The following is a 24,474-nucleotide window of genomic DNA, read 5'->3' on the forward strand; positions in this document are numbered from 1 at the left end:
TCTGCTCCGCAACCCGCTGCGGCCACGCCGCCACCGGCACCCGTGACGCCGCAGCCGGTTCCTGCTGCGACGCCACCGGTTTCCGACACGCCGCAACCGGGTTCCGAAACCTCGCCGGCGGTTCCCGACACGTCGGACGCCGCTGCCGACACATCGCCATCGCCACCGGCGCCGATTACGCCGCCGTCCACGCCGGGCGAAGGGCCAAAACTGTGAAGGTCTGGATTCTGCGCCATGGCGAGGCGAAACCTCAGGCCCCTACGGACGCCGAGCGGGAGCTGACCGCCAATGGTCGCGAAGAGGTTTTGCGCAGTGCCGCTCACCTGATGGGGCAGCCCGTGCAGCGGATCATCGCGAGCCCGTATGTGCGTGCCCAACAGACCGCCGAGCTGGTCCGTCAAGCGCTTGGGTTCACGGAGGCCATCGTGACCGTGCCGTGGCTGACGCCCGACTGCAATCCGCACAAGGTGCTGGAGCAACTGAGTGCGTACAGTGCGGAGAATGTCTTGCTGGTCAGTCATCAACCGTTGGTGGGCACGTTGATCGGGCTGGCGGTACATGGCTCGTTGCAGCAGGCGCAACCGATGCACACCGCCAGTCTCGCTCAGCTTGAGGCGGATTTGCCGCTTGCTGGCGCGATGGAACTGGTGGATGTTCGGCACGCTGAATGATGGCAGCGGTGAGCGGTTGTCAGCGCTCCCGGTGCTGAATGAGAGAAGTGGTGCAAACCCTCCAATAACAAGGAAGAACCATGAGTGTATGGCGTAGCCCTCCGGACCTTGACGCGCTTAATGCGAAGCAGAAGAACACCATCGGTGAGGTGCTGGATATTCGGTTTGAGGCGGTCGACGATCTGTCTTTGACGGCGAGCATGGCGGTGGATGAGCGCACTCATCAGCCTTATGGTTTGTTGCACGGCGGCGCGTCGGTGGTGCTGGCGGAGACGGTGGGCTCTACCGCGAGTTATCTGGTGATTGATACCGATCGGTTCTTTTGTGTGGGGATTGAGGTCAACGCGAACCATTTGCGCGGGGTCCGCAGTGGGCGGGTGACGGCGGTGGCGCACCCGGTGCATATCGGGCGCACGACCCATGTCTGGGATATTCGTTTGTCGACGGAGGATGGCAAGGCCTGTTGCATTTCCCGGTTGACCGTGGCGGTGGTGCCCCATGGGGAGCAGCCTCCGGCTCGCTGATGGTTGAGGCGCTTGACGCCAAGATCAAGAGCGTCGGCCTAACGGCCTCGGGTTTCGCCTTCGGCGAGTTACTTGATAAAGCCCCAAGTAACCAAGGGCTTGTGCTCCTGGTTTGGCCCTTACTTCGTCAGGGTTCCTTCACTCCGGCCTCGCTCCGTGGGCCCCCGCCGAACGGACATCCATGTCCGCAACGGCGCTCACGCCGCATCCATGCGGCTCGGCCCACTGCGCGAGACCTGCGTTCAGCCTGCACCCAAGTCGCGTTTCGTGGTGTCCGGACTTTTTGCGTATGAAGATCAAAAGCAGATCAAGGGCTTCCCGGCTGAAGCCGGTCCTACGGTCTAGTAGCGTCGCTACTCCCACTGACTGCACGCGCTGCTTTTCGTGGGACCGGCTTTAGCCGGGAAGAGGCCGGTCCAGGCGCCGGTATTTCCTGAGCTCTAACATCTGATCGTTCCAAGCTTCAAGGGGACTGATTTATTTACAGCGCTTCACCGTAAATCAATCTGTCCCCGGTGTACCGAGATTGCAAAACTCGCCGCCGAACTCTCGACACCCGAGAAGACCAAGGCGAGAGCGGGCGAAACTGCACTGAGCCGATGGCTGGCGCGTATCTACGACGACCAGTCGCTCAACAATGTCGAGTTTCAGCAATTGCGTGATGAGGCTGATCGCAGGCTGGACGCGTTGAAGGAGCTGTATCCGGAAAGTGATGGTCTGGGCACTTTTCAGAAAGCCGCAGATGACGCTGTGCAGCAGATGCAGGTGGGGATTTTGAGTTTTAAAAAGAGGCACTTGCCCGAGGAGGCAAAGGCAAACATTCAGGAGGCGTACGCCTTCCAGGTCGCCTATATTCAGGCGTGTCTGGACCGTTTCACAAAGATGCTCTGAGCGGGTTGGACCTGCGGCTCGACCCACTGCGCGAGATCTCCGTTCAGCCGGCACCCAAGTCGCGATTGGTGGTGTATGGGCGTTTTGCGTAGGAAGATCAAAAGCAGATCAAGGGCTTCCCGGCTGAAGCCGGTCCTACGGTCGGGGGGCCTCGCTACTCCCGCTGACTGCACGCGCTGGTTTTTTGTGGACCGGCTTTAGCCGGGAGGAAGCCAGTCCAGACGCCGGTATTCCTGAGCTCTGACACCTGATCGTTCCCACGCTCCGCGTGGGAATGCCACGCCTTACGCCTTCCCGGCTAAAGCCGGTCCCACTTTATCGTTCAAACGCACCCTATAAACACGCCCATGACCGGAGTGGCCTCATCGATGGCAGTTCCGATCATTGCCGCCCCGGCCGGGCGGTGCGCACAATCGCGGCTTGTTCTGGTTGCTCTGGGTGCGTCGGCATGTCTCAACTCCTGTTTTTCGCTCACGCCAATGGCTTCCCGTCGGGCACGTACGGCAAGTTGTTCGCGGCGCTCGGGCCTGAATTCGAGATTCGGCATCTGGAGCAGCATGCCCACAACCCGCAATTTCCGGTGACGGACAACTGGCCGGAGCTGGTGGATGAGTTGATCCACCATGTGCGCGAGCAGCCTGAACCGGTGTGGGGTGTGGGCCATTCTCTCGGCGGTGTGCTGCATTACCACGCGGCGTTGCGTCATCCCGAGCTGTACCGGGGTGTGGTGATGCTTGATTCGCCGGTGCTGACGCGGTTCGATCAGTGGATGATTCGCGCGGCCAAGCGCTTTGGCTTCATTGATCGCATCACGCCCGCAGGCCGGACCTTGGGGCGCCGGGAGGTGTTCAGCAGCGTCGAGGCGGCCCGGGAATACTTTGCCGGCAAGTCGCTGTTCCGGCGTTTCGATCCCGAGTGCTTCGAGGCGTACCTGCGTCATGGGCTGCAAGCCGATGGCGACGGGTTGCGCCTGCGTTTCGATCCTGCGACCGAAATCAGCATCTACCGCAGCGTGCCCCACACCAGCCCCGGCCTGGCCCGTCAGTTGCGGGTGCCGTTGGCGATGGTGCGCGGTGAAAGCAGTGACGTGGTGCGGCGCCACCATGCGCTGTCAGTCAAAAGCATGCGCGAGGGCGTGTATCTTTCTGTCCCCGGCGGGCATATGTTCCCGCTCGAACATCCCGAGGACACCGCCCACATGCTCAGAACGCTGTTTTCCCGCTGGACGGCCGGCGCTGACGGCGCAACTGCAATGCCAGACGCAGACGCCGCGCTTGAACGAGCACGCGCATGACCTGTTCGGTAGAAGAAATCCGCCTGAGCCTGCCCCATATTGAACTGGCGGCTCATCTGTTTGGTCCCCAGGACGGCATTCCGGTAATTGCATTGCATGGCTGGCTGGACAACGCCAACAGCTTCGCGCGCCTGGCGCCCAGGCTTGAAGGGCTGCGGATTCTGGCGCTGGACATGGCCGGGCATGGTCACTCCGACCACCGTCCGCCAGGTTCGGCCTATGGTTTGCCGGACTATGCCCACGATGTGTTGCAGGTGGCGGGGCAGATGGGCTGGGAGCGGTTTTCCCTGCTGGGTCATTCGTTGGGGGCGATCATTTCGGTGATCGTCGCGGCGGCTGTCCCCGAGCGGGTGAGTCGTCTGGCCTTGATCGACGGCCTGGTGCCGCCAGTGGGCGAGCCGGAGTCTGTCGTCGAACGAATGGGTGCGGCGCTGAAGGCGCAATTGACCCAGCAGAGCAAGCGCAAGCCGGTCTATTCGGACATGGACCGGGCAGTAGAGGCGCGGATGAAAGGCATGGTCGCGGTCAGTCGCGAGGCCGCCGAGCTGTTGGCCCAGCGTGGCTTGATGCCGGTGCCAGGTGGTTACACCTGGCGCAGCGACAGCCGGCTGACATTGCCCTCGGCGATTCGTCTCACGCGAGCGCAGGCGCTGTCTTTCGTCGCGGCGGTGCGCTGCCCGGCGCAGTTGATCGTTGCCGAGGAGGGCATGCTGGCGCAGAACCGGGAGCTGCTGGCCAGCGTTCCTTTTACGGTGACGTCCTTACCGGGCGGGCACCATCTGCACCTCAACGATGAGGCGGGTGCGCGCTCTGTTGCAGACTGTTTCAATCGCTTCTTCGCCGTTCCTTGACTTGCGACCTGCAACTGCCGAGGCTGGGGCAGTTGAAACAGGAGACTGCACGATGGACCACTGCCCACGCCTCACCGTTTTATTTTCATGCTCGCCGCGCGTTGTCGCGGCTTTGTTTTGCCTGCCGATTGCCCTGTCATGAGCACATCCGTGACGTTTACCCATGCGCTGGCTCTGACGTTGCTGCTCACCGGGCTCAGCGCCGTTACCCAGGCGGCTGACGTTCCCGGCAGTCAGGACTTGCCCAATCTGCCGCGACTGGAAGACGCGGAAATCGTCGATTATCGGCCTGCCGTTGAGCTGGAACGCATCTACCCGCTGGGCTCGATCCGCAAGATCAGCGGCCAGCTGCGCTTCGACGGGCAGGTGGCCGGGCGCGGCAACGTTACCGCCATCACCTACCAATTACCGGTCGAGCACAGCGCCGACGAAGCGTTCACCGCCGCCCGTGAAGCGCTGCAGCAGCAGGGCGCGCAGTTGCTGTTCTGGTGCCAGGCGCGGGATTGCGGCGAAAGCAGCCTGTGGGCCAACGAGGTGTTCGGCAACGCCAAGCTGTATGGCGCCGACAACGGCCAGTCCTATTTGCTGCTGCGCCTGGCCGCCCCGGCGGACAACACCCTCGTGGCGTTGTACGGCATCACCCGTGGCAACCGCCGGGCGTTCCTGCACGTCGAGCAATTTCAATCGGGCACGCCGCTGGGGGAGTTGCTGCCGACGTCCGCGACCCTGTTGCGCGAGCTGAAAAGCACCGGCGAGCTGGAGCTGCCGATGCTGACCGCAGAGCCGCAGGAGCCCTGGATCACCTTGCTGTCACGGGGTTTGAATCTGGACAGCACCTTGCGCGTGACGCTGTCCGGTGAGCAGCGCGAGGCATGGCGCCAGGCGCTGGTGGGCAAAGGCGTGCGGGCTGCACGGCTGGAAGCGGGCGATCGGAAAGAACCCGGCCTGACCCTCGAACTCATCCGCTGAGGCGGGCTCTATTCCTGTCTTGAAAAACTGACCTGGCTGTCGGGATGGGGCGGGCTGCGTGCCAGGCCACCCTGTTCGCCGGTATGCTCAGCGGATTCGACCCCTCTTTTGCGGAATGACCGATGTTCAATAACGATCGCCTGTTGGTGCAGATCCTCCTGCTCGCGCTGCTGGGCGCCTGCCTGTGGGTAATGGCGCCGTTCTGGTCGGCGCTGTTCTGGGGCGCGGTGCTGGCGTTCGCCAGTTGGCCGCTGATGCGTCTGCTGACCCGTGCGCTCAAGGGGCGGGAATCCCTCGCGGCGGCGATTCTGACCCTGGGCTGGATGGTGCTGGTGCTCGCGCCGCTGGTCTGGCTGGGCTTCAATCTGGCGGATCACGTGCGCGATGCAACGGCGTTCGTCAAGGACGTGCAAGTGGACGGGCTGCCCGATCCACCTACCTGGCTGGCGGGCGTTCCGCTGGTGGGCGAGCGGCTGGTGGGTTACTGGAACACCATCGACCAACAGGGCGCGGCGTTGCTGGTCAGCGTCCGGCCTTATCTGGGTCAGGTCGGCAACTGGCTGCTGGCGCGCAGTGCGCAAATCGGCGGCGGCATTCTTGAGCTGACCCTGAGCATCGTCTTCGTGTTTTTTTTCTACCGCGACGGGCCCCGCGTGGCGGCGTTCGTGCTCAGTCTGCTGGAGCGGCTGATCGGCGATCGCGCGCAGTACTACCTCGATCTGGTGGCCGGCACGGTGCAGCGGGTGGTCAACGGCGTGATCGGCACGGCGGCGGCGCAGGCTGTGCTGGCCTTGATCGGCTTTCTGATTGCCGGCGTGCCGGGTGCGTTGGTGCTGGGGATCGGGACCTTCCTGCTGAGCCTTGTGCCCATGGGCCCACCGTTGATCTGGATACCGGCCACGGCGTGGCTGGCCTGGAGAGGCGATTACGGCATGGCAATTTTTCTCGGCCTGTGGGGTACGTTCATCGTCAGTGGCGTCGATAACGTGCTCAAGCCGTATCTGATCAGCCGCGGCGGGAATTTGCCGTTGGTGATTGTCTTGCTGGGGGTGTTTGGCGGGCTGCTGGCATTCGGCTTCATCGGTCTGTTCATCGGCCCGACGCTGCTGGCGGTGGCCTACAGCTTGCTGCTGGACTGGGTCGCAGATAATCGCGCGCGGCAGCCGGTCAAGTAAATCGACGCGCACAAAAAAACCGCCGCCGGGCTGAGCTCGGGGGCGGTTTTTTTCGTCAGGCCGAGGTGCTGACGTATTTGCCGGACGTGGCGCTGCCATTGAGGTTGTAGCGGTCACTGAGGGCCGCAATCATGCGGTTCAGTGCCTCAGTGGGCTGGGTGGTGGTGTGCGAAGTGGATGTTTGCGTCGAGGCGGTCTGGCTGCTGGAGGACGAGGCGCTGGCGGAATTCGTCGTGCCCTGCAAGGCGCTGGTCAGTTCGGCGGCAGTGATGCTGCCGTCACTGTCGCTGTCCAGGCTGCTGAACAGGTCGCTGGTGTCTTGCGCAGACTGCGGAGGCGGCGGTTGTTGGGTCTGCAGGCTGGCGGTCAGTTCGTCGAGGCTGACGGTGCCGTCCTTGTTAGTGTCCAGGGCATCGAACACTTTATTGCTGTCGGCGCTGCTGTCTGAACTGCTCAACGCCGTGGTCAGTTCAGCGCTGCTCACCGTCCCGTCGCCGTCGCTGTCCAGCGCACTCAGCAGGTTCTGCGCGTCGTCCTCCGCGGAGCTGGCGTCCATTTGCATCGGCGGAGGCGGCGGTGGCGTCAGTGCGGCCAGTTCGTCGGCGTCGAGGCTGTCGTCGTCATTGCTGTCGAGATCGCCGAACGCCTTGCTCAGGCTGACGGTGATGCCGTCTTTGGAATCCGACGAAAGCGCCGAGCTCAGCTCGTCCTTGTCGACGCTGCCGTCACCGTTGGCGTCGAGTTTCTTCAGTAAATCGTCGGCAAACTTCTTGCTGTTGGCGGTGCTGGTGGTGCTGCTCGTGCTGGCACTGGTGTAACTGGAATAACGGCTGCTGCCGCTGACGCCTGTGATCATCGGACTGACTCCCCATCAGATGGATAATGCCGGGGCGGTGCTCCGGCTTATGCAGCGTCAGGGCAAGGCGTGTCGTGGGTGTGTTGGGTTTGTACCGCCGAGCGTACGTGAGGCTTGCGTCAGGCTTCGCTCAGTGGGACCGGCTTCAGCCGGGAAGAGGCCAGTGCGAAGACCGTCAGATTTGCGGTGTGACGCCTGACGAATTCCCGGCTAAAGCCGGTCCTACACTAAGTTCGATCGCCAGCACCACCGAACGCACCCGGTCCCATCGCTTATGGCGAGGTCGGGTCAGGTTCGCGGCAGATCCAGCACGGCGGTCAAGCCGCCGCCGGGTGTTTGTTCGAGGCGCAGGTCGCCGCCCATTCGGCGTGCGGCTTCCCGGGCGATGGTCATGCCGATGCCGACACCACCCGAGTTGCGATTGCGCGAACTCTCGACGCGATAGAAGGGCTCGAACACCACTTCACGCAGGTCTTCGGGAATGCCGGGGCCGTGATCGATTACGCTGACCCGCAGGCGATCGCTGGCGTCTTCGATCTCCACGCGGGCATGCCCGGCGTAACGCAGGGCGTTGTCGATGAGGTTGTTCAGGCACGAACGCAGGGCCATGGGCTGGGATCTCAGCGGCCGGCAGGTGCCGCTCGCCTGGATGTCGTCGCCGTTGTCCTGGGCGTTTTCCGCCAGGGATTCGATCAGCGCCTGCACGTCGAAATACTGCAGCGCTTCGCTGGTGCGCTGTTCGTTGAGGTAGGTCAGGGTCGCGTCGAGCATGCCGATCATGTCGTTGAGGTCCTGGCTCATCTGCCCGTGCAGCCGCGGTTCGTCGATCTGCTCGACCCGCAGTTTCAGGCGCGCGAGGGGCGTGCGCAGGTCATGGGAGACGGCGGCGAGCATGCGCCCGCGCTGTCGCACCTGTTCGCGAATGCGTTCCTGCATCAGGTTGAACGCCTGCGCCGCCTGACGTGCCTCGCGAGGGCCATTGGCGGCCAGCGGCGGGCTGTCGAGGTTTTCGCTGAGGCGCTCGGCGGCTTCGCTCAATCGGCGGATCGGCCGGCTCAGGGCCTTGGCGCCGAACCAGGCGGCGAGTACCAGGCTGATCAGCTGGAACAGCAAGGGCACCAGCGGAATGCCGAGCAGTGGCGGGCGACAACGCGGAGGGTAAGGGCGCCGGTCGTCCTCGTCGGTTGCAGCGTTGCGTTCGGGTGGCGGCTGCATCTGGCTGGCGATGGGTTGGTCGCAGTTGGGCGGAGGCGGCATGCGCGGCCCGTAGTAGTGAAACCAGACGAACGCCAGCAGGTGGGCGAGGACGATCGCCAGCAGCGCCCCGCCAAACAGCCGGGCAAACAGGGTGTCGGCCGAGCGGATCAACCAATCTCCCGGGCGTCGAACATGTAGCCTTCGCCGCGCACGGTTTTGATCAGTTGCGGCGATTTCGGGTCATCGCCGAGCTTCTGGCGCAGGCGCGAGACGAGCAGGTCGATGCTGCGATCAAACGCTTCGATGGAGCGTCCGCGGGCCGCGTCGAGCAGTTGTTCGCGGTTGAGCACGCGGCGCGGCCGTTCGAGGAAGACTCTCAGCAGGCGGAATTCGGCGTTGGACAAGGGCACGACGAGGCCGTCCGGCGCGGTGAGTTGGCGCAGGACGCTGTTCAGGCGCCAGTTGTCGAAGCGCAGGGTGGTGCGTTCTTCTGTGCGGTCGTCGCGCACGCGGCGCAGGATGGTCTGGATGCGCGCCACCAGTTCGCGGGGCTCGAAGGGTTTGGCCATGTAGTCGTCGGCGCCCAGTTCCAGGCCGATGATGCGATCGGTGGGTTCGCAGCGGGCGGTGAGCATGAGGATGGGGATGTCGGAGGTGCTGCGCAGCCAGCGGCAGAGGGAGAGGCCGTCTTCGCCGGGGAGCATGAGGTCGAGGACGACGACGTCGTAGGTGTCTTCGGTGAGGGCCAGGCGCATGGCGTTGCCGTCGGTGACGCCGGTGCTGTGGATGTTGAAGCGGGCGAGGTAGTCGCAGAGCAGTTCGCGGATGGGGATGTCGTCGTCGACGATGAGGGCGCGGGTGTTCCAGCGGCGCTCTTCGCTCGGCGCGGTGGCGGTGGCGGTGGGGCTGTCGGGTGTTGTCTGCATGGTGCTGCCGCCGTGTGGTGCCGCCGATTGGGCCGCGGGTAGGAGTCGACGCTGCCATGCTACTTCGCTGGCGAGCGGGGCGGAAGGGTGAGGGGGGCAGGTGTCGGTGGATTGTCTTGAATGTATCAAGACCGGTACATCGGCGGTGTGGCTCAGAACGATCAGAAGCGTCGGCCTAACGGCCTCGGGTTTCGCCTTCGGCGAGTTACTTGGAAAAGCACCCCAAGTAACCAAGGGTGCTTGCTCCTGGTTGGGCCCCTCGTTCCTCGGGGTTCCTTCACTCCGGTCTCGCTCCGTGGGCCCGCGCCGAACGGGCATCCATGCCCTGACGGCGCTCTCGCGGCATCCATGCCGCTCGGCCCACTGCGCAAAACCTGCGTTCAGCCTGCACCCAAGTCGCGATGGGTGTCGCCTGGACGTCTTGCGTATGAAGATCAAGGTCAAGATCAAGATCTAAAGCGAATCAACAGCTTCCCGGCTGAAGCCGGTCCTACAGTCGAGGTCACCGCCAATCTCACTGTACGCATGCGATGCCTTTGTAGGACTGGCTTTAGCCGGGAAGCTTTTGATCTGCTTTCGCTTTTGGCTTTTGATCTCCATACACAGAAAGTTCAAACACCGCCAAACGCGACTTGGGTGCAGGCCGAACGTAGACGACGCGCAGTGGGTCGAGCCGCATGGATGCGGCGAGAGCGCCGTCAGGACATGGATGTCCGTTCGGCGCGGGCCCACGGAGCGTCGTCGGAGTGAGGGAACCCGACGAAGTCGGGCCAAACCAGGAGCAGGCACCCTTGGTTACTTGGGGTGCTTTTCCAAGTAACTCGCCGGAGGCGAAACAGCAGGCCGTTAGGCCGCCCCATAACAACAGCCCACACAAATAACGGATATGCCTACGGTGTAAAGCTTCTAAACGCCCTGATTTATTCACTCTTTACGCTTTCTTTATGCCCCCCGACCCCCGTCGCTCTCGTTCCTTTACACCCCCACTGAACACAATTGCCCCACACGGCAGTCGCCGTATGACGGAGAGTTTTTCATGAGCGTTCTGGATGGGGTGTCACTGCTGCTCGCAGCAGGGTTATTCGTTTACTTGCTGGTCGCGCTCCTGCGCGCCGGCCGGGTCGAGGAGTAACGGCCATGCACGGTTACGACTACCTGCTGATACTGGCGTTTTTCGCCTTGGTGCTACTGCCCGCGCCGCTGCTGGGACGGTTCTACTACAACGTCATGGAAGGCCAACGCACCTTCCTGACCCCGGTCATGGGCCCGGTCGAGCGCATCTGCTATCGCCTGTCTGGCGTCGACCCCACCGTCGAACACAACTGGAAAACCTACACAATCGCCCTGCTGGCCTTCAACCTGGCCGGGTTCGTCGTCCTGTTCGCCATCCTGCTCCTGCAAGGCTCGCTGCCCCTCAACCCACAGGGCCTGCCAGGCATGGAGTGGTCGCTGGCGTTCAACACCACCATGAGCTTCGTCACCAACACCAACTGGCAGAGCTACAGCGGCGAAGCGTCCCTGAGCTACCTGAGCCAGATGGCCGGCCTGACCGTGCAAAACTTCGTCAGCGCCGCCACCGGCATCGCCGTGCTGGTCGCGTTTTGCCGCGGCATCAGCCGTCGCTCGACGCAGCACCTGGGCAACTTCTGGGCAGACATGACCCGCGCCACCCTCTACGGCCTGCTGCCGCTGTGCCTGGTACTGGCGCTGCTGCTGGTGTGGCAAGGCGTGCCGCAAACGTTCGCCCATTACGTGGACGCCGTGACCCTGCAAGGCACCGACCAGACCATTCCCCTGGGCCCGGCCGCCAGCCAGATTGCGATCAAGCAACTGGGCACCAACGGCGGTGGCTTCTTCGGCGTCAACTCGGCGCATCCTTTCGAGAACCCGACCATCTGGAGCAACCTGTTCGAGCTGGTGTCGATCATCCTGATTCCGGTGGCGCTGGTGTTCACCTTCGGCCATTACGTCAAGGACATGCGCCAGAGCCGCGCGATCATCGCCTGCATGCTGGCGCTGTTCCTGATCGGCGGCGCGACGGCGATGTGGTCCGAATACCAGCCCAACCCTGCGCTGAACATTGCGTCGGTCGAGCAGGCCGCGCCAATGGAAGGCAAGGAAACCCGCTTTGGCACCACGGCCACCGTGCTCTGGGCGGCGACCACCACGGCGGCGTCCAACGGTTCGGTCAACGGCATGCATGACAGCCTCAACCCGCTCACCGGGATGATCGCTCTGGCCAACATGATGGTCGGCGAAGTGATCTTCGGCGGCGTCGGCGCAGGCCTCTACGGCATGTTGCTGAACGTGCTGATCGCGGTGTTCCTCGCCGGCCTGATGATCGGCCGCACCCCGGAATACCTCGGCAAGAAGCTGCAGGCCCGTGAGGTCAAGTTGCTGGTGGCGACATTGATCGTGATGCCGGTCGGCGTGCTGGTGTTCGGCGCGCTGGCGGCGACCTTGCCCGGCCCGGCAGGGGCGGTGAGCAACCCCGGCGCCCACGGTTTCAGTCAGTTGCTCTACGCCTACACCTCGGCGACCGCCAACAACGGCTCGGCCTTCGGCGGCTTCAGCGCCAACACCCCCTTCCATAACCTGATGTTGGGCCTGTCGATGTTCATCGGCCGCTTCGGCTACATCCTGCCGGTGCTGGCGCTGGCCGGCAGTCTGGCGGCGAAGAAGAGCTCGCCGCTGGGCCAGAACAGCTTCCCGACCCACGGCCCGCTGTTCGTCACCCTGCTGACCGTGACCATCTTGCTCGTGGGTGGCCTGACGTTCCTGCCGACCCTGGCACTGGGACCGATTGCCGAACACTTGAGCCTGGGCTTCTGAGGACCACACCATGAACATGCAAGCCCCCGTAACAAAGAGCCCGGACAGTAAAATTCCGGCCAGCAAGGCCACAAACCACGACGCGCAGCCCGTCGCGGCCAAGACCGGTCTTGCCGCCCTGTGGCGCCCGGCGCTGGTGCAGGCGTTCGTCAAGCTCGACCCGCGCCAGTTGCACCGTGCACCGGTGATGCTGGTGGTCGAACTGACCGCGGTTTTGACCACCGTGCTGTGCCTGATCCCTGACCCGGCGGTGCCAACGTCTGTCGCCGTGCAGATCGCGATCTGGCTGTGGTTCACCGTGTTGTTCGCCAACTTCGCCGAAGCCTTGGCCGAGGGTCGCGGCAAGGCCCGCGCCGACAGCCTGAAAGCCGGCAGTGAAGGCCTGAAAGCGCGGATCCAGGGCGCAAACGGCAGTTACGAGATGGTCAACGCCGCCACCCTGCGCAAGGGCGATGTGGTCCGCGTCGAAGCCGGGGAGCTGATCCCGGGCGACGGCGAGGTCATCGAAGGCATCGCGGCGGTCAACGAAGCGGCGATCACCGGTGAGTCTGCGCCGGTGATTCGCGAGTCCGGCGGCGACCGTTCGGCCGTCACCGGCAACACCCGTCTGGTGTCCGACTGGCTGCTGGTGCGGATCAGCGCCAACCCCGGCGAGTCGACCCTGGACCGCATGATCGCGCTGGTCGAAGGTGCCAAACGGCAGAAGACCCCCAACGAGGTGGCCCTCGACATTCTGTTGATCGGCCTGACCCTGATCTTCCTGCTGGTGGTCGTCACCCTGCAGCCGTTCGCGCATTTTGCCGGCGGTAACCTGCCGCTGGTGTTCCTCGTCGCGTTGCTGGTGACCCTGATTCCGACCACCATCGGCGGCCTGCTCTCGGCCATCGGCATTGCCGGCATGGACCGCCTGGTGCGCCTCAACGTGATCGCCAAATCCGGTCGCGCTGTAGAAGCGGCGGGTGACGTGCACGTGCTGCTGCTGGACAAGACCGGCACCATCACGTTCGGCAACCGTCGTTGCGCAGCGGTGTATTCCGCGCCGGGGGCGACGCCGAAAGAGCTGAGCGAAGGCACGCTGCTGGCTTCGCTGGCAGATGACACCGCCGAAGGCAAGTCCATCGTCGAATACCTGCGCGGGCAGCACCCGATGACCGAGCCGGCGCCAAGCCAGCTGACGGCGGTGCCGTTCACGGCGGAAACCCGTCTGTCTGGCGTCGATTTCGAGGGCCGTGTGTACCGCAAGGGCGCCGTGGACTCGCTGCTGAAATTTCTCGGCCGTGACCGCAGCGACCTGCCGCCGGTGCTGGCGCGGGAAATCGACAAGATCGCCAAGACCGGTGGCACGCCGTTGCTGGTCTGCGGCGACGGCAAACTGCTGGGCGCGATTCACCTCAAGGACGTGGTCAAGCCGGGCATTCGCGAGCGTTTTGAGGAGCTGCGCAAACTGGGCATTCGCACGGTCATGGTCACCGGTGACAACCCGCTGACGGCCGCAGCGATCGCGGCAGAAGCCGGCGTCGATGACGTGCTGGCCGAAGCCACTCCCGAGAAGAAACTGGAGCGCATCCGTCAGGAACAGAACGACGGGCGTCTGGTGGCGATGTGCGGCGACGGCGCCAACGACGCGCCGGCGCTGGCCCAGGCCGACGTCGGTATGGCCATGAACGATGGCACCCAGGCAGCGCGTGAAGCGGCCAACATGGTCGATCTCGACAGCGACCCGACCAAGCTGCTGGACGTGGTGCAGATCGGCAAGGAATTGCTGGTGACCCGCGGTGCCCTGACGACCTTTTCCATCGCCAACGACGTGGCCAAGTACTTCGCCATCCTGCCGGCGCTGTTTGCGGCCATTTACCCGCAACTGGGCGTGCTCAACATCATGCACCTGGCCAGCCCGCAGAGCGCGATTCTGTCGGCCATCGTCTTCAACGCCCTGATCATTGTCGTGCTGATCCCGCTGGCGCTGCGCGGTGTCCGGGTGCAGGCCGCCAGCGCGGCGCATCTGCTGCGCCGCAACCTGTTGGTCTATGGCCTCGGCGGGCTGGTCGTGCCGTTCGTGGGCATCAAGGTGATCGACCTGCTGCTGACCGCTCTGCACCTGGTTTAACCCGTTGATCGCGCCGCGTGGTGATGATCCCGCGCGGCGCTCACTTCGAAATGAGGATTGAATGATGTCCAGCGTATTGCGTCCGGCTGTGAGCCTGATCGTTCTGATGACCCTGATCACCGGCGTGGCTTACCCGTTGGTGGTGACCGGTGTCGCCCAGGTGGCGTTTCCGGATCAGGCCAACGGCAGCCTGGTCTACGACGACCATGAAAAGGTGCGCGGCTCCGAGTTGATCGCACAGAATTTCACCGGCGAAGAATGGTTTCACCCGCGTCCCTCTGCCGGCGCCTATGCCACCGTCGCCAGCGGCGCGAGCAATCTGGCGCCGAGCAACCCGGCGCTGGCGACGCGAGTGACCGAGGACGCCGCCAAGGAAAAAGTCGACAGCCAGGGCCCGGTGCCGCTGAACCTGCTGACCACCTCCGGCAGCGGCCTCGATCCGCATCTGTCGCCGGCCGCGGCGCAATACCAGGTGGCCCGCATCGCCGCGGCGCGTAACCTGTCGCGCGAGTCGGTGCAGAAGCTGGTGGCGGACAGCACCCAGACTTCGCTGATCGGCCCGCCGGTGGTGAACGTGCTGGACTTGAATCTGAGTCTGAATCGGTTACCGTCTGGCAAAGCCGTGAACTGACCCCAACGGTCGACGCCACACGAGCACACATCACCCTGCACCAGGACAACTTTTCGTGAATTCAACCACCCGCGCCGACGCTTTGCTGGTCAATCTTCCTCGGGACGATCGCGGGCGGCTGAAGGTGTTTCTTGGCGCGGCGCCTGGCGTGGGCAAGACCTACGCCATGCTCCAGGCCGCGCACACGCAGATGCGTCAGGGCGTTTCGCTGCTGGCCGGGGTCGTCGAGACCCACGGCCGTGCCGAGACCGAAGCGCTGCTGGGCGGTTTGCCGCAGCAACCGATGCTGCGTTCCGAATACCGCGGCGTCATGCTCGAAGAGATGGACCTGGACGGTCTGCTCGCGGCGAAACCCAAGCTGGTGCTGGTCGACGAACTTGCTCACAGCAACGCGCCGGGCAGTCGCCACGCCAAGCGCTGGCAGGACATTCAGGAACTGCTCTCGGCGGGGATCGACGTCTACACCACGGTCAACGTTCAGCACCTGGAAAGCCTCAATGATCAGGTGCGCGGCATCACCGGCGTGCAAGTGCGCGAAACGCTGCCGGACTGGGTGTTGCAGGAAGCGTACGAATTGGTGCTGATCGACCTGCCGCCCCGGGAGCTGCTGGAGCGGCTGCGCGACGGCAAGGTCTACGTGCCCGAGCAGGCCCGCGCCGCCATCGATGCCTTTTTCACCCAGACCAACCTCACCGCGCTGCGGGAAATGGCCATGCAAACCGCCGCCGCCCAGGTCGACAACGACCTGGCGCTGGGCTACCGGCAGTTGGGTCAGGCGGCGCCAGCGGTGCGCGGTCGTCTGCTGGTGGGGATCGACGGCGACGCCCAGGCCGAACGGCTGGTGCGCCATGCCAGTCGTGTCGCGCAACGGCGGCATCTGCCGTGGAGCCTGGTGCACGTCGACAACGGGCGCTTTTTCGACGAACTGGCCCGCGGCCGTTTGCAGAACGCCCAGCAGCTCGCCGAACGCCTCGGCGGGGAAGTGGTGGTGCTGCGCGCGCCGGAAGTGGCGAAGACGCTGATTCAGCACGCCACCGAACGCCGCGCCAGTCTGGTGCTGGTGGGCCAGTCGCGGCCTTCGCTGCGCCGTCGGGTGTTGGGCGGCGGGTTGGCGTCGCGTCTGCTGCGCAATGCCCACGGCCTGGAAATCAACGTGCTAGACAGCGAGTCGCGTCCCGATCAGGCGCAGTCCACCTCGCCGCGCAATCTGGTCTGGTTCGATTACGCCCTGGCGCTGTTCGCCACGGTCGGCGCCAGCGCGCTGGCCTGGGCGGTGTCCAGTTGGCTGGCGCTGCCAAACATCTCTCTGGTGTTTCTCGCCGCCGTGCTGCTGGTGGCCGTGCGCAGCAGCGTCGGCCCGGCGATGGTCTGTTCGGTGCTGTCGTTTCTGGCGTATGACTTTCTGTTCATTCCACCGAATTTTTCCCTGAGCATCCAGCGCGAAGAAGACGTGCTGACGCTGCTGTTCTTCCTGTTGATGGCCGCGCTGACCGGCAATCTCGCCGCTCGTCAGCGTCGCCAGTTGCAAGCGCTGCGCGACACCCAGGAGGAAACCAGCGAACTGCTCGACCTGTCACGCCGCCTGACCGCCGCCACCGATCGCCAGGCGGTGCTCAGTGCGGCCGATCATCATCTGGCCGGCTGGAGCGAGTTGCAGCTGTGCGTCCTGGACAACGACCGCGAGCAGGGCTGGCAGGTGGAAGTCGGCGGGCCCCTGGAGTTTTCCGAGTTCGAGCGCGCTGCGGCGGACTGGGCCTGGCAGCACGGGCAACCGGCGGGCAAGGGCACCGGCACGCTGCCGTCGGGGAGTTGGTGGTGGCTGCCGTTGTGGGTGGACGATGCGCCGCTGGCCTTGCTGGGGATTCGTGCGAAACAGGGCCAGACTTTTACACCTCAGCGTCGACGGTTGCTCACGGCGCTGAGTCAGCCACTGGGTCAGGCCCTGGCCCGGGCGCGTCTGGCCGAAGACCTGGAAGCCGCGCGTTTGCATGGCGAGACCGAACAACTGCGCAGCGCCTTGCTGGCCTCGGTGTCCCACGACCTGCGCACGCCGCTGACCGCCATGCGCGGCAGCATCGACAGCCTGCTGGCGCTGGGCGAGGCGATTCCGCTGGAAGACCGCCGCGAGTTGCTCGAAGGCACCCGCGACGAGGCCGAGCGCCTGGACCGTTACATTCAGAACCTGCTGGACATGACGCGCCTCGGCCACGGCGCGCTGAAGCTGGCGCGTGACTGGGTCTCGCCGGGTGACATCGTCGGCAGCGCACTCAATCGCCTTCGCGCCGTCCTCGCGCCGCTGCAGGTCATGACCCAATTGCCAGCAGAGCTGCCGCTGCTGTATGTCCACGCCGCGCTGATCGAGCAAGCGTTGATCAACGTAATCGAAAACGCCGCGCGCTTTTCGCCGGTCAATGGCCGTCTGCAGATGGCGGTCAGTGCGCAGAACGAAGAGATCGTCTTTGCCGTCAGCGATGAGGGGCCGGGGATACCCGAGAGCGAACGGGCGAAGATTTTCGACATGTTCTACACCGCCGCGCGGGGTGACCGAGGCGGGCAGGGCACGGGGCTGGGGCTGGCGATCTGTCAGGGCATGGTCGGCGCCCATGGCGGACGGATCAGCGTGGGCGATGGCATCGACGGTCGCGGCACCTGCATCAGTCTGCATTTGCCGCTGCAGGCGCAACCCGAAGCGGAAATGGACCAGGCGGTCTGAAACCGTTTTGCGCTACGCTGACGGACGTTTGTGACGGCCCTTTTTTCTAATGACAGGACACCCATGAGCCAGACGGCGACCATTCTGGTGATCGATGACGAGCCGCAGATCCGCAAGTTCCTGCGCATCAGCCTCGCGTCACAAGGCTACAAAGTGCTGGAAGCCGGGACCGGCAACGACGGCCTGACCCAGGCTGCACTGAATAAACCCGACTTGCTGGTGCTCGACCTGGGCCTGCCGGACATGGACGGGCAGGATGTGCTCAGCCAGTTTCGCGAATGGTCGGCGGTGCCGGTGCTGGTGCTGTCGGTGCGTGCCAGCGAGGGCGAGAAAGTTCGCGCGCTGGATGCCGGTGCCAACGATTACGTGACCAAGCCGTTCGGCATTCAGGAGTTTCTGGCGCGGATTCGTTCGCTGTTGCGCCAGGCGCCGGACAGCGGCCAGGTGGAGTCGGCGGTGGTCATTGGCCCGCTGAACATTGACCTGGCCTATCGGCGGGTGTCCCTGGGCGATGCCGAAGTCGCCCTGACCCGCAAGGAATACGCGGTGCTGGCGCAACTGGCGCGGCATCCCGGTCGGGTCATCACCCAGCAGCAACTGCTCAAGGACATCTGGGGCCCGACCCATGTCGAAGACACCCATTACCTGCGCATCGTGGTGGGGCACCTGCGCCAGAAACTCGGCGACGACCCCGCCGCGCCACAGTACATCGTCACCGAGGCGGGGGTTGGGTATCGGTTGGTGAATGGGTGATGCATCGTTTTCCCTCCATCGGCCGCGTACACCTGCGGGATTGACAGTGGCCTCGACTGTGGTACCGGCTTTAGCCGGGAAAGCGTTGATGGTCACACCGCGTGATTGATGATGGTAATGGGGGCCTCTTCCCGGCTGAAGCCGGTCTACTAAAGCATCTCGCACACCTGCGGGGCTGGCATTGACCTCGACTGTGGGACCGGCTTTAGTCGAGAAGGCGCCCGTGGTCACAGCGCGTGCTTGATGGTGGTCATGCGGGCCTCTTCCCGGCTGAAGCCGGTCCTACTAAAGCATCGCGTACACCTGAGGAACTGGCGTTGACCTCGACTGTAGGACCGGCTTTAGCCGGGAAAGCGTCGGAGGCCACGCCTTTAATGCTCCTGCTCATACCGATCCAGCGTTTCTCTGGCGATCTGCCGCCCGAGCGCGATCAGCTCCGGGGCTTTGTAGAATTCGAAGAATCGGCACACGCGCTTCGGCACGTTGATCAGGATGTCGGGCGGGTAGCCGGCGATTTTGTATTGCGCCAGGGACGTCTGCATCACCTCGAAGCTCTGGTTGATCAAATCCAGCAGCGAGGCGGGGCCGACGTTGTCGATGATGATCGAGCCGCTGGCCGATTTCGGCGCCCCGGCCTGGATGGGCGCGGCGGAGGGTTGCTGGCCCTGGGGGTCGGCGGATTCAATGTCAGCCATCAACCACGGATTGCCCGTCAGCGTGGCGGCGCTGGGCGTTAGTCGTTCCTGCGCCACTCGCACGCCGTCGGCACCGGTCAGGTCCAGCCTGCGGCGGAACGGCAGGTGCGAGCCGATGGACGTCATCAGGCCGTCGAAACGCTTCTTCACCGCGGGCGGGCGCTCGATCACCGGCAACGTGTAATGCTTCTGGGTCGTGGAGTTGAGGTTGACCGCGACGATCAAATCGCAATGGCTCGACACCACCGGCACGATCGGCAACGGGTTCAGCAGGCCGCCATCGACCAGCGTGCGATTGCCCTGGACCACCGGGGTGAACAGACTGGGGATCGCCGCCGAGGCGCGCATTGCCGAATGCAGGTTGCCTTCCTGAAACCAGATCTCCTGCTGGTTGGTCAGGTCGGTGGCCACGGCCGTGTAAGGGATGGGCAGGTCCTCGATGTTGATCTCGCCGACGATGTCGCGAATCTTGCCGAACACCTTCTCGCCGCGAATCGCCCCCAGCCGGAAACTCACGTCCACCAGCCGTAACACGTCCAGGTAATCCAGGCTTTCGATCCACGCCTTGTACTCGGGGAGCTTGCCTGCCGCGTAGATCCCGCCGATCACCGCGCCCATGGAACAGCCGGCGATGCAGGCGATGTCATAGCCGCGGTGTTCGAGCTCTTCGATGACACCGATGTGCGCATAACCCCGTGCGCCCCCGGAGCCCAGAACCAGCGCGATGCGTTTATTCATGTGCGGTTTCCCACTGTCAGCCTTCGGGCGGCGCGCAAGGCGGCCGATTCATCACACACCAGCGTAACGCCAACCGCGCGAAACGGGTATTGTGCATCGCCCCGGCGTGGCACTTTTGCATCGCCGCACCGTCAAAGCCGCATCGTCGATTTCCTTAGTTGAGGTAACACCCATGAAAGCCTGGATCTGCCTGCCCCTGTTGGCGTTGGTTCTCACCGGTTGCGCCGGCAAAACGGCCTACCGCGACAGCTGCGCCACCAACCTTGACGCGGCCTGGCACGAGCTGGATCTGGCCAAGGCCGAAGGGTTCGCCGGCACGGTCAGCTACTCCAAGGCCCTGTCGCTGCTGACCGGCGCCAAGACCCAGCAGCAGTTCGAAGCCTTCGAAGGTTGCTCCGAGAAAGCCGAGAAAGCCCGTTTCTACATCCGTGAGTCCCGCGCGGGTCGCTGAGATCGTTCCAGAGTCCGCAGCCATCAAGCGGTCTCCCTGTAGGAGTGAGCTTGCTCGCGAAGCCTGCTGTCAGTCGCCATCAAGCTGACAGGGTTAACGCGGATCGCGAGCAAGCTCACTTCTACAGTCCTGTTTCGCTCCACCCTGATGAATCCCTCCCTCCCGCTCTAGCGAAAACGCCTACGCTGACCTTACAGTGGCTGCACGTCTGGCATCGTTTGCAGTCCTATTAGCCATGAGCAGTCGCCTGGGGAGGCCTTCCGATGGGCAGAAAACTGGATGCGTGTCTCAACGCGATCAATGAAGTGGTGCTGGGCAAGGAACCGCAGGTCCGCCTGGCGCTGACCTGCCTGCTGGGCGGCGGGCACTTGTTGATCGAAGACTTGCCCGGCATGGGCAAAACCACCCTCAGCCACACCCTCGCGCGGGTGCTTGGCCTGAGCTATCAACGCATTCAATTCACCTCCGATCTGCTGCCGGGCGACATCCTCGGCACGTCGGTTTTTGATCGCGACACCGGGCAATTCACCTTTCACCCCGGGCCAATCTTCGCCGAGCTGGTGCTGGCCGACGAAATCAACCGCGCGACGCCCAAAAGCCAGAGCGCACTTCTGGAGGCGATGGAAGAGGGCCAGGTCACCATCGAGGGCGCGACCCGTTTGCTGCCGGATCCGTTTTTTGTCATCGCCACCCAGAACCCGTTCAGCCAGGGCGGCACCTTCGCCCTGCCGGAATCGCAACTGGACCGCTTCCTCATGCGCCTGTCCCTGGGCTATCCCGCGCGGTCGGCGGAGAAGGCCCTGCTGCTGGGCGAGTCCCGTCGCGATCTATTGTCGCGCATCGAGCCGTTGCTGGACCACGCCGAGCTCGCGTCCCTCCAGCAGCAGGCGCGGCAGGTGCGGGCCAGCGACGCCTTGGTCGATTATGTGCTGCGGCTGGTCGATGCCACGCGCAGCCAGCCGCAATTTGCCTACGGCCTGTCACCCCGCGCGAGCCTGGCGATTCTCTCGGCGGCGCGGGCCTGGGCGTTGCTCGCCGGGCGCGATTACGTGATTCCCGAAGACGTGCAGGCGATTCTGCCTGCCGTCATCAGCCACCGCCTGCGCGAGCGCACTGACCCGACCGGGCACGGCGGCGGCGCGCTGGTTCAGTGGTTACTGCGCGAGGTGCCGGTGCTGTGATCGAACGCTTCAAACCGGTCTGGCAGCGCTGGGTGGGGCGTCGAATCCCCCCAGCGTCCCGGGTCGAGCTGGATCACCGCCGAATCTTCATCCTGCCGACCCGGGTCGGCGGCACTTACGCGCTCATTCTATTTCTGCTGTTGCTGGTGTCGATCAACTACCAGAACAGCCTCGCCTACGGCCTGACATTCCTGATGCTGTCAGTGGGCGTGCTCGCCATTCTGCACACCTACCGCAACATCAGCGGACTGGTGCTGAGCGGCGGTCATGCGCGTTCGGTATTCGTCGGCGAACCGGTGCAACTGCGCCTTCGTCTGGAAAGCACCGGCCATGGACATCAGGCGATTGCCCTGGGTTGGGACAGCGAACAACTGGAGCAGACCGACGTCGAGGCCGAGCGCCTGGTCGAAGTCGGCCTGACCCTGCCGGCGCTCAAGCGCGGCTGGATGCGGGCCCCGCGTTTGCGTGTGGAGAGTGTGTTTCCGCTGGGGATTTTTCGCGCCTGGAGCTGGCTGGACCTGGAACAGACCGTGCTGATCTACCCGCAACCAGTGGTCGGAACCATGCCGCTGCTGCAAGGCGTGCAACCCCATGCCGAGGACGACGGCCACGCGACGACGGGCCCCGGCGTCGATGACTATCAGGGCCTGCGCCTGTGGCAGCCGGGCGACTCGATGCGGCGCATGCACTGGAAAGCCTGGTCGCGGGGGCAGGGGCTCATGGTCAAGGAGTTCAGCGACCTCAGCGGTCACGACCTGTGTCTGGACTTCATGGCCTTGGGCGGTGACATCGAGGAGCGGCTGTCGCGCCTGTGCTACTGGGTGCTGGAATTGTCCCAGCGTCAGCAACCCTTCGCGCTGCGCCTGCCCGGTTTCATCTCGGCCGTGGACAGCGGCGACGCCCACCGCGAAGCCTGTTTGCGCCAGTTGGCGCTGTACGGGGTGCGGGCATGACGGGGCCGATAAAGAGTGCTGCGCGATGACGTCCTCAAGCCTGGCGAAACCGATTCCGCGGGTCAGCCTCAACTGGTTGCTGATCGCTCAGGCGCTGGTGATCGTGCCATTCGCCTTGCATGTGCCGGTGGCGTTGATCGTGTTGTGGCTGGTCTGCTCGTTCTGGCGCATCCAGATCTTCCGCATGCGCGTGCGTATGCCCGGCACCTGGATCAAGTCGGGACTGCTGGTCGGCACCGCCGGGGGCATTTACCTGGCGCGGGGCAGCTTGATCGGCCTGGATGCGGGGGCGGCGCTGCTGATCGCCGCGTTCATTCTGAAGATGCTGGAAATGCAGAATCGGCGTGATGCGCTGGTGCTAATCTTCCTCGGCTTCTTCTGCATCGCGGTCGGTTACCTGTTCGAAGACTCGCTGCTCTGGGGCCTGTTTACCCTGCTGCCGATCACCACGCTGCTGGCGGCGTTGATCGGCCTGCAACAGTCCGGCATTTCCGGCAAGCCTGCCGCCACGCTCAGGCTGTCGGCCAAATTGCTGCTGCAGGGCGTGCCGCTGATGATCCTGCTGTTTCTGTTCTTTCCCCGTCTCGATCCGCTGTGGTCGCTGCCGCAACCGAGCAACAAGGCGCTGACCGGGCTGTCCGACAGCATGGCGCCGGGGGACATCGCCGAGCTGAGCAAGTCCGCCGAGCTGGTGTTTCGCGCAAGTTTTGACGGCCCGCTGCCGCCGCGCAATCAGCTGTACTGGCGCGCGCTGACCCTGGAGCAGTTCGACGGCAGACGCTGGTCGCAGTCCTCGCGGGCGCAAGTGCCGGACGCCCCGCTGTGGCGCCGGGAAGGCGAGCGGGTCGGCTACAGCGTGGTACTGGAGCCGACCGGCAAACCGTGGCTGATGACCCTCGACGTGGGCCAGACCGATCTGGCCGGCGTGCGCCAGATGAGCGATTTCCGCTGGCAGCGGCGGCGACCAGTCGAGCAATCGATGCTCTACAACGCCGAATCCTGGCCTGACGCAGTGCGCGAGACCGTGCTTAGCGACGGCGCCCGCGTGCAGGCCCTGCAACTGCCGGCCAAAGGCAATCCCCAAGTGCGCGAGTGGGCAGCGGACCTGCATCGGCGCCATCCCGGCACCGACGCCGTGGTGGACGCGCTGCTGTCGTACTTCACCTCGCAGCCGTTCCGCTACACCCTCAAGCCCCCCGCGCTGGGCGCCAACAGCATCGATGACTTTCTGTTTGGCAGCCGTGCCGGTTTCTGTGCCCACTACGCCGGGGCCATGACTTTCGCGTTGCGCGCGGCAGGCGTGCCGGCGCGGGTGGTCGCTGGTTATCAGGGCGGCGAGCTGAACCCGGACGGCAACTACCTGACCGTGCGCCAGTTCGACGCCCACGCCTGGGTCGAATACTGGCAACCGAACGTGGGCTGGCGCAGCGTTGATCCCACCGCAGCGGTGGCGCCTGCCCGGGTCGAGCAGGGGCTTGAACAGGCGCTGGCGGCGGACGAAGACTTTCTCGGCGATTCGCCAATGTCCCCGCTGCGCTATCGGCACCTGGCCTGGGTCAATTCGATTCGCATGGGCTGGGACAACCTCAATTACGGCTGGCAACGCTGGGTGCTGGGCTATCAGGGGCAGCAGCAACTGCAAGTGCTCGGCCGCTGGTTTTCGGGGTTTCAGGCACCGGTGTTCGCCGGCGGTGCGGCGGTTATTCTCGGGCTGCTGGCGCTGTGGCTGTTCAAGCCGTGGCGGCGCGAAAGCGATTCGCAGCTGCGCCTGTTCAACCATTTCGAACGTCTGCTCGCCCGGCAGGGTCTTAAACGTCAGCCGGGTGAGGGTGCTCAGGCCTTCTCCCAACGTGCTGCCGCGCAACTGCCGGCGCACGCCGGGGCGATCAGGGATTTCGTCGACGAATTTGAAGCCCAGCGCTATGCCGGGGCGGACGGCTCGGTCGGTACCCTGCGCCAGCACCTGAAATCCCTGCGCCGCAGCCTGCCGTGGCGTTTGTCCGCTGTGAGGGACAAGCGGCCGTAAGTCATCAGACATTCATCTTCAACCAAGGAGTGTTTCATGT

At 64.4% G+C, this 24,474-nt stretch carries 21 protein-coding genes; 17 read left to right on the forward strand and 4 right to left on the reverse strand.

Translation table 11 applies throughout. The features are described 5' to 3' along the window. The first annotated feature begins 212 nt into the window (after positions 1 to 212). The 7 genes from sixA (at position 213) to BBI10_RS01825 (ending at position 6,375) form a co-directional block, all read left to right on the forward strand. Complete coding sequence (gene sixA, locus BBI10_RS01795; protein ID WP_065986306.1) at positions 213 to 671, forward strand: phosphohistidine phosphatase SixA; 459 nt, start codon at positions 213 to 215, stop codon at positions 669 to 671. An 80-nt stretch (positions 672 to 751) separates the two neighbouring features. Continuing rightward, a complete protein-coding gene (locus BBI10_RS01800; protein WP_065986307.1) occupies positions 752 to 1,195 on the forward strand; it encodes a hotdog fold thioesterase in 444 nt (147 codons plus the stop codon). Between the two features lie 654 nt (positions 1,196 to 1,849). Next, complete coding sequence (locus BBI10_RS01805) at positions 1,850 to 2,086, forward strand: hypothetical protein (protein ID WP_208600726.1); 237 nt, start codon at positions 1,850 to 1,852, stop codon at positions 2,084 to 2,086. A gap of 448 nt (positions 2,087 to 2,534) precedes the next feature. Further along, entirely contained in the window at positions 2,535 to 3,380 is an 846-nt protein-coding gene (locus BBI10_RS01810) for an alpha/beta fold hydrolase (RefSeq protein ID WP_065986309.1), read from the forward strand. Then, positions 3,377 to 4,231 carry an alpha/beta fold hydrolase gene (locus tag BBI10_RS01815; RefSeq protein WP_065986310.1) on the forward strand — a complete coding sequence of 285 codons (855 nt, stop codon included), beginning with the start codon at positions 3,377 to 3,379 and terminating at the stop codon, positions 4,229 to 4,231. Before BBI10_RS01810 ends, BBI10_RS01815 begins: the two co-directional genes overlap by 4 nt. Positions 4,232 to 4,369: 138 nt before the next feature. Beyond that, positions 4,370 to 5,200 carry a DUF4892 domain-containing protein gene (locus tag BBI10_RS01820; protein ID WP_065986336.1) on the forward strand — a complete coding sequence of 277 codons (831 nt, stop codon included), beginning with the start codon at positions 4,370 to 4,372 and terminating at the stop codon, positions 5,198 to 5,200. Between the two features lie 122 nt (positions 5,201 to 5,322). Next, a complete protein-coding gene (locus tag BBI10_RS01825) occupies positions 5,323 to 6,375 on the forward strand; it encodes an AI-2E family transporter (RefSeq protein WP_065986311.1) in 1,053 nt (350 codons plus the stop codon). Between the two features lie 55 nt (positions 6,376 to 6,430). On the opposite strand, the gene xopAW is transcribed toward BBI10_RS01825, so the two are convergent. The 3 genes from xopAW to BBI10_RS01840 all read right to left on the reverse strand — a co-directional run bounded on the left by xopAW (position 6,431) and on the right by BBI10_RS01840 (position 9,354). Then, on the reverse strand, positions 6,431 to 7,231 hold the full coding sequence (xopAW, locus tag BBI10_RS01830) for an EF-hand domain-containing protein (RefSeq protein ID WP_065986312.1): 801 nt from the start codon (positions 7,229 to 7,231) through the stop codon (positions 6,431 to 6,433). A 288-nt stretch (positions 7,232 to 7,519) separates the two neighbouring features. Further along, positions 7,520 to 8,599 carry a sensor histidine kinase gene (locus tag BBI10_RS01835; protein WP_065986313.1) on the reverse strand — a complete coding sequence of 360 codons (1,080 nt, stop codon included), beginning with the start codon at positions 8,597 to 8,599 and terminating at the stop codon, positions 7,520 to 7,522. Further along, a complete protein-coding gene (locus BBI10_RS01840) occupies positions 8,596 to 9,354 on the reverse strand; it encodes a response regulator (protein ID WP_065986314.1) in 759 nt (252 codons plus the stop codon). Before BBI10_RS01840 ends, BBI10_RS01835 begins: the two co-directional genes overlap by 4 nt. A gap of 1,036 nt (positions 9,355 to 10,390) precedes the next feature. Between BBI10_RS01840 and kdpF the strand changes: the two genes are divergently transcribed. The 6 genes from kdpF (at position 10,391) to BBI10_RS01870 (ending at position 18,390) form a co-directional block, all read left to right on the forward strand. After that, positions 10,391 to 10,486: a K(+)-transporting ATPase subunit F gene (gene kdpF / locus BBI10_RS01845; protein WP_037009437.1), complete on the forward strand. Its 96-nt coding sequence runs from the start codon at positions 10,391 to 10,393 to the stop codon at positions 10,484 to 10,486. 5 nt (positions 10,487 to 10,491) lie between these two features. Further along, positions 10,492 to 12,186 carry a potassium-transporting ATPase subunit KdpA gene (kdpA, locus tag BBI10_RS01850; RefSeq protein WP_065986315.1) on the forward strand — a complete coding sequence of 565 codons (1,695 nt, stop codon included), beginning with the start codon at positions 10,492 to 10,494 and terminating at the stop codon, positions 12,184 to 12,186. A 10-nt stretch (positions 12,187 to 12,196) separates the two neighbouring features. Beyond that, a complete protein-coding gene (gene kdpB / locus BBI10_RS01855; RefSeq protein ID WP_065986316.1) occupies positions 12,197 to 14,293 on the forward strand; it encodes a potassium-transporting ATPase subunit KdpB in 2,097 nt (698 codons plus the stop codon). 64 nt (positions 14,294 to 14,357) lie between these two features. Then, positions 14,358 to 14,924: a potassium-transporting ATPase subunit KdpC gene (kdpC, locus tag BBI10_RS01860; protein WP_065986337.1), complete on the forward strand. Its 567-nt coding sequence runs from the start codon at positions 14,358 to 14,360 to the stop codon at positions 14,922 to 14,924. Between the two features lie 55 nt (positions 14,925 to 14,979). After that, positions 14,980 to 17,637, forward strand: coding sequence for a sensor histidine kinase (locus BBI10_RS01865; protein WP_065986317.1), 2,658 nt, complete (start codon positions 14,980 to 14,982; stop codon positions 17,635 to 17,637). A gap of 63 nt (positions 17,638 to 17,700) precedes the next feature. Continuing rightward, positions 17,701 to 18,390, forward strand: coding sequence for a response regulator (locus BBI10_RS01870; RefSeq protein WP_065986318.1), 690 nt, complete (start codon positions 17,701 to 17,703; stop codon positions 18,388 to 18,390). Between the two features lie 371 nt (positions 18,391 to 18,761). Here the strand turns inward: BBI10_RS01870 and BBI10_RS01875 are convergent, their stop codons facing one another. Continuing rightward, positions 18,762 to 19,823: a patatin-like phospholipase family protein gene (locus tag BBI10_RS01875; protein WP_065986319.1), complete on the reverse strand. Its 1,062-nt coding sequence runs from the start codon at positions 19,821 to 19,823 to the stop codon at positions 18,762 to 18,764. A 172-nt stretch (positions 19,824 to 19,995) separates the two neighbouring features. On the opposite strand from BBI10_RS01875, the gene BBI10_RS01880 reads away from it, so the two are divergent. From BBI10_RS01880 to BBI10_RS01895, 4 genes are all read left to right on the forward strand, one after another. Continuing rightward, entirely contained in the window at positions 19,996 to 20,274 is a 279-nt protein-coding gene (locus BBI10_RS01880) for a hypothetical protein (RefSeq protein ID WP_062381160.1), read from the forward strand. Between the two features lie 263 nt (positions 20,275 to 20,537). Beyond that, positions 20,538 to 21,455, forward strand: coding sequence for an AAA family ATPase (locus tag BBI10_RS01885; RefSeq protein WP_065986320.1), 918 nt, complete (start codon positions 20,538 to 20,540; stop codon positions 21,453 to 21,455). Next, on the forward strand, positions 21,425 to 22,408 hold the full coding sequence (locus BBI10_RS01890; RefSeq protein ID WP_065986321.1) for a DUF58 domain-containing protein: 984 nt from the start codon (positions 21,425 to 21,427) through the stop codon (positions 22,406 to 22,408). Before BBI10_RS01885 ends, BBI10_RS01890 begins: the two co-directional genes overlap by 31 nt. A gap of 25 nt (positions 22,409 to 22,433) precedes the next feature. Further along, positions 22,434 to 24,434 (forward strand): transglutaminase TgpA family protein, encoded by a 2,001-nt coding sequence (locus BBI10_RS01895; protein WP_065986322.1) that lies wholly within the window; start codon positions 22,434 to 22,436, stop codon positions 24,432 to 24,434. Positions 24,435 to 24,474: the final 40 nt, after the last annotated feature.

The organism is Pseudomonas graminis, from assembly GCF_001705435.1.
Classification (GTDB): domain Bacteria; phylum Pseudomonadota; class Gammaproteobacteria; order Pseudomonadales; family Pseudomonadaceae; genus Aquipseudomonas; species Aquipseudomonas graminis_B.

Bases quoted from the DNA above. Each gene is read 5' to 3' on its own strand.
- xopAW (WP_065986312.1), bottom strand. From the start codon at position 7,231: ATGATCACAGGCGTCAGCGGCAGCAGCCGTTATTCCAGTTACACCAGT.
- BBI10_RS01820 (WP_065986336.1), top strand. From the start codon at position 4,370: ATGAGCACATCCGTGACGTTTACCCATGCGCTGGCTCTGACGTTGCTG.
- BBI10_RS01880 (WP_062381160.1), top strand. From the start codon at position 19,996: ATGAAAGCCTGGATCTGCCTGCCCCTGTTGGCGTTGGTTCTCACCGGT.
- BBI10_RS01875 (WP_065986319.1), bottom strand. From the start codon at position 19,823: ATGAATAAACGCATCGCGCTGGTTCTGGGCTCCGGGGGCGCACGGGGT.
- BBI10_RS01815 (WP_065986310.1), top strand. From the start codon at position 3,377: ATGACCTGTTCGGTAGAAGAAATCCGCCTGAGCCTGCCCCATATTGAA.
- kdpC (WP_065986337.1), top strand. From the start codon at position 14,358: ATGTCCAGCGTATTGCGTCCGGCTGTGAGCCTGATCGTTCTGATGACC.
- BBI10_RS01840 (WP_065986314.1), bottom strand. From the start codon at position 9,354: ATGCAGACAACACCCGACAGCCCCACCGCCACCGCCACCGCGCCGAGC.
- BBI10_RS01800 (WP_065986307.1), top strand. From the start codon at position 752: ATGAGTGTATGGCGTAGCCCTCCGGACCTTGACGCGCTTAATGCGAAG.
- kdpA (WP_065986315.1), top strand. From the start codon at position 10,492: ATGCACGGTTACGACTACCTGCTGATACTGGCGTTTTTCGCCTTGGTG.
- BBI10_RS01825 (WP_065986311.1), top strand. From the start codon at position 5,323: ATGTTCAATAACGATCGCCTGTTGGTGCAGATCCTCCTGCTCGCGCTG.
- BBI10_RS01895 (WP_065986322.1), top strand. From the start codon at position 22,434: ATGACGTCCTCAAGCCTGGCGAAACCGATTCCGCGGGTCAGCCTCAAC.
- kdpF (WP_037009437.1), top strand. From the start codon at position 10,391: ATGAGCGTTCTGGATGGGGTGTCACTGCTGCTCGCAGCAGGGTTATTC.
- BBI10_RS01810 (WP_065986309.1), top strand. From the start codon at position 2,535: ATGTCTCAACTCCTGTTTTTCGCTCACGCCAATGGCTTCCCGTCGGGC.
- kdpB (WP_065986316.1), top strand. From the start codon at position 12,197: ATGAACATGCAAGCCCCCGTAACAAAGAGCCCGGACAGTAAAATTCCG.
- BBI10_RS01885 (WP_065986320.1), top strand. From the start codon at position 20,538: ATGGGCAGAAAACTGGATGCGTGTCTCAACGCGATCAATGAAGTGGTG.
- BBI10_RS01870 (WP_065986318.1), top strand. From the start codon at position 17,701: ATGAGCCAGACGGCGACCATTCTGGTGATCGATGACGAGCCGCAGATC.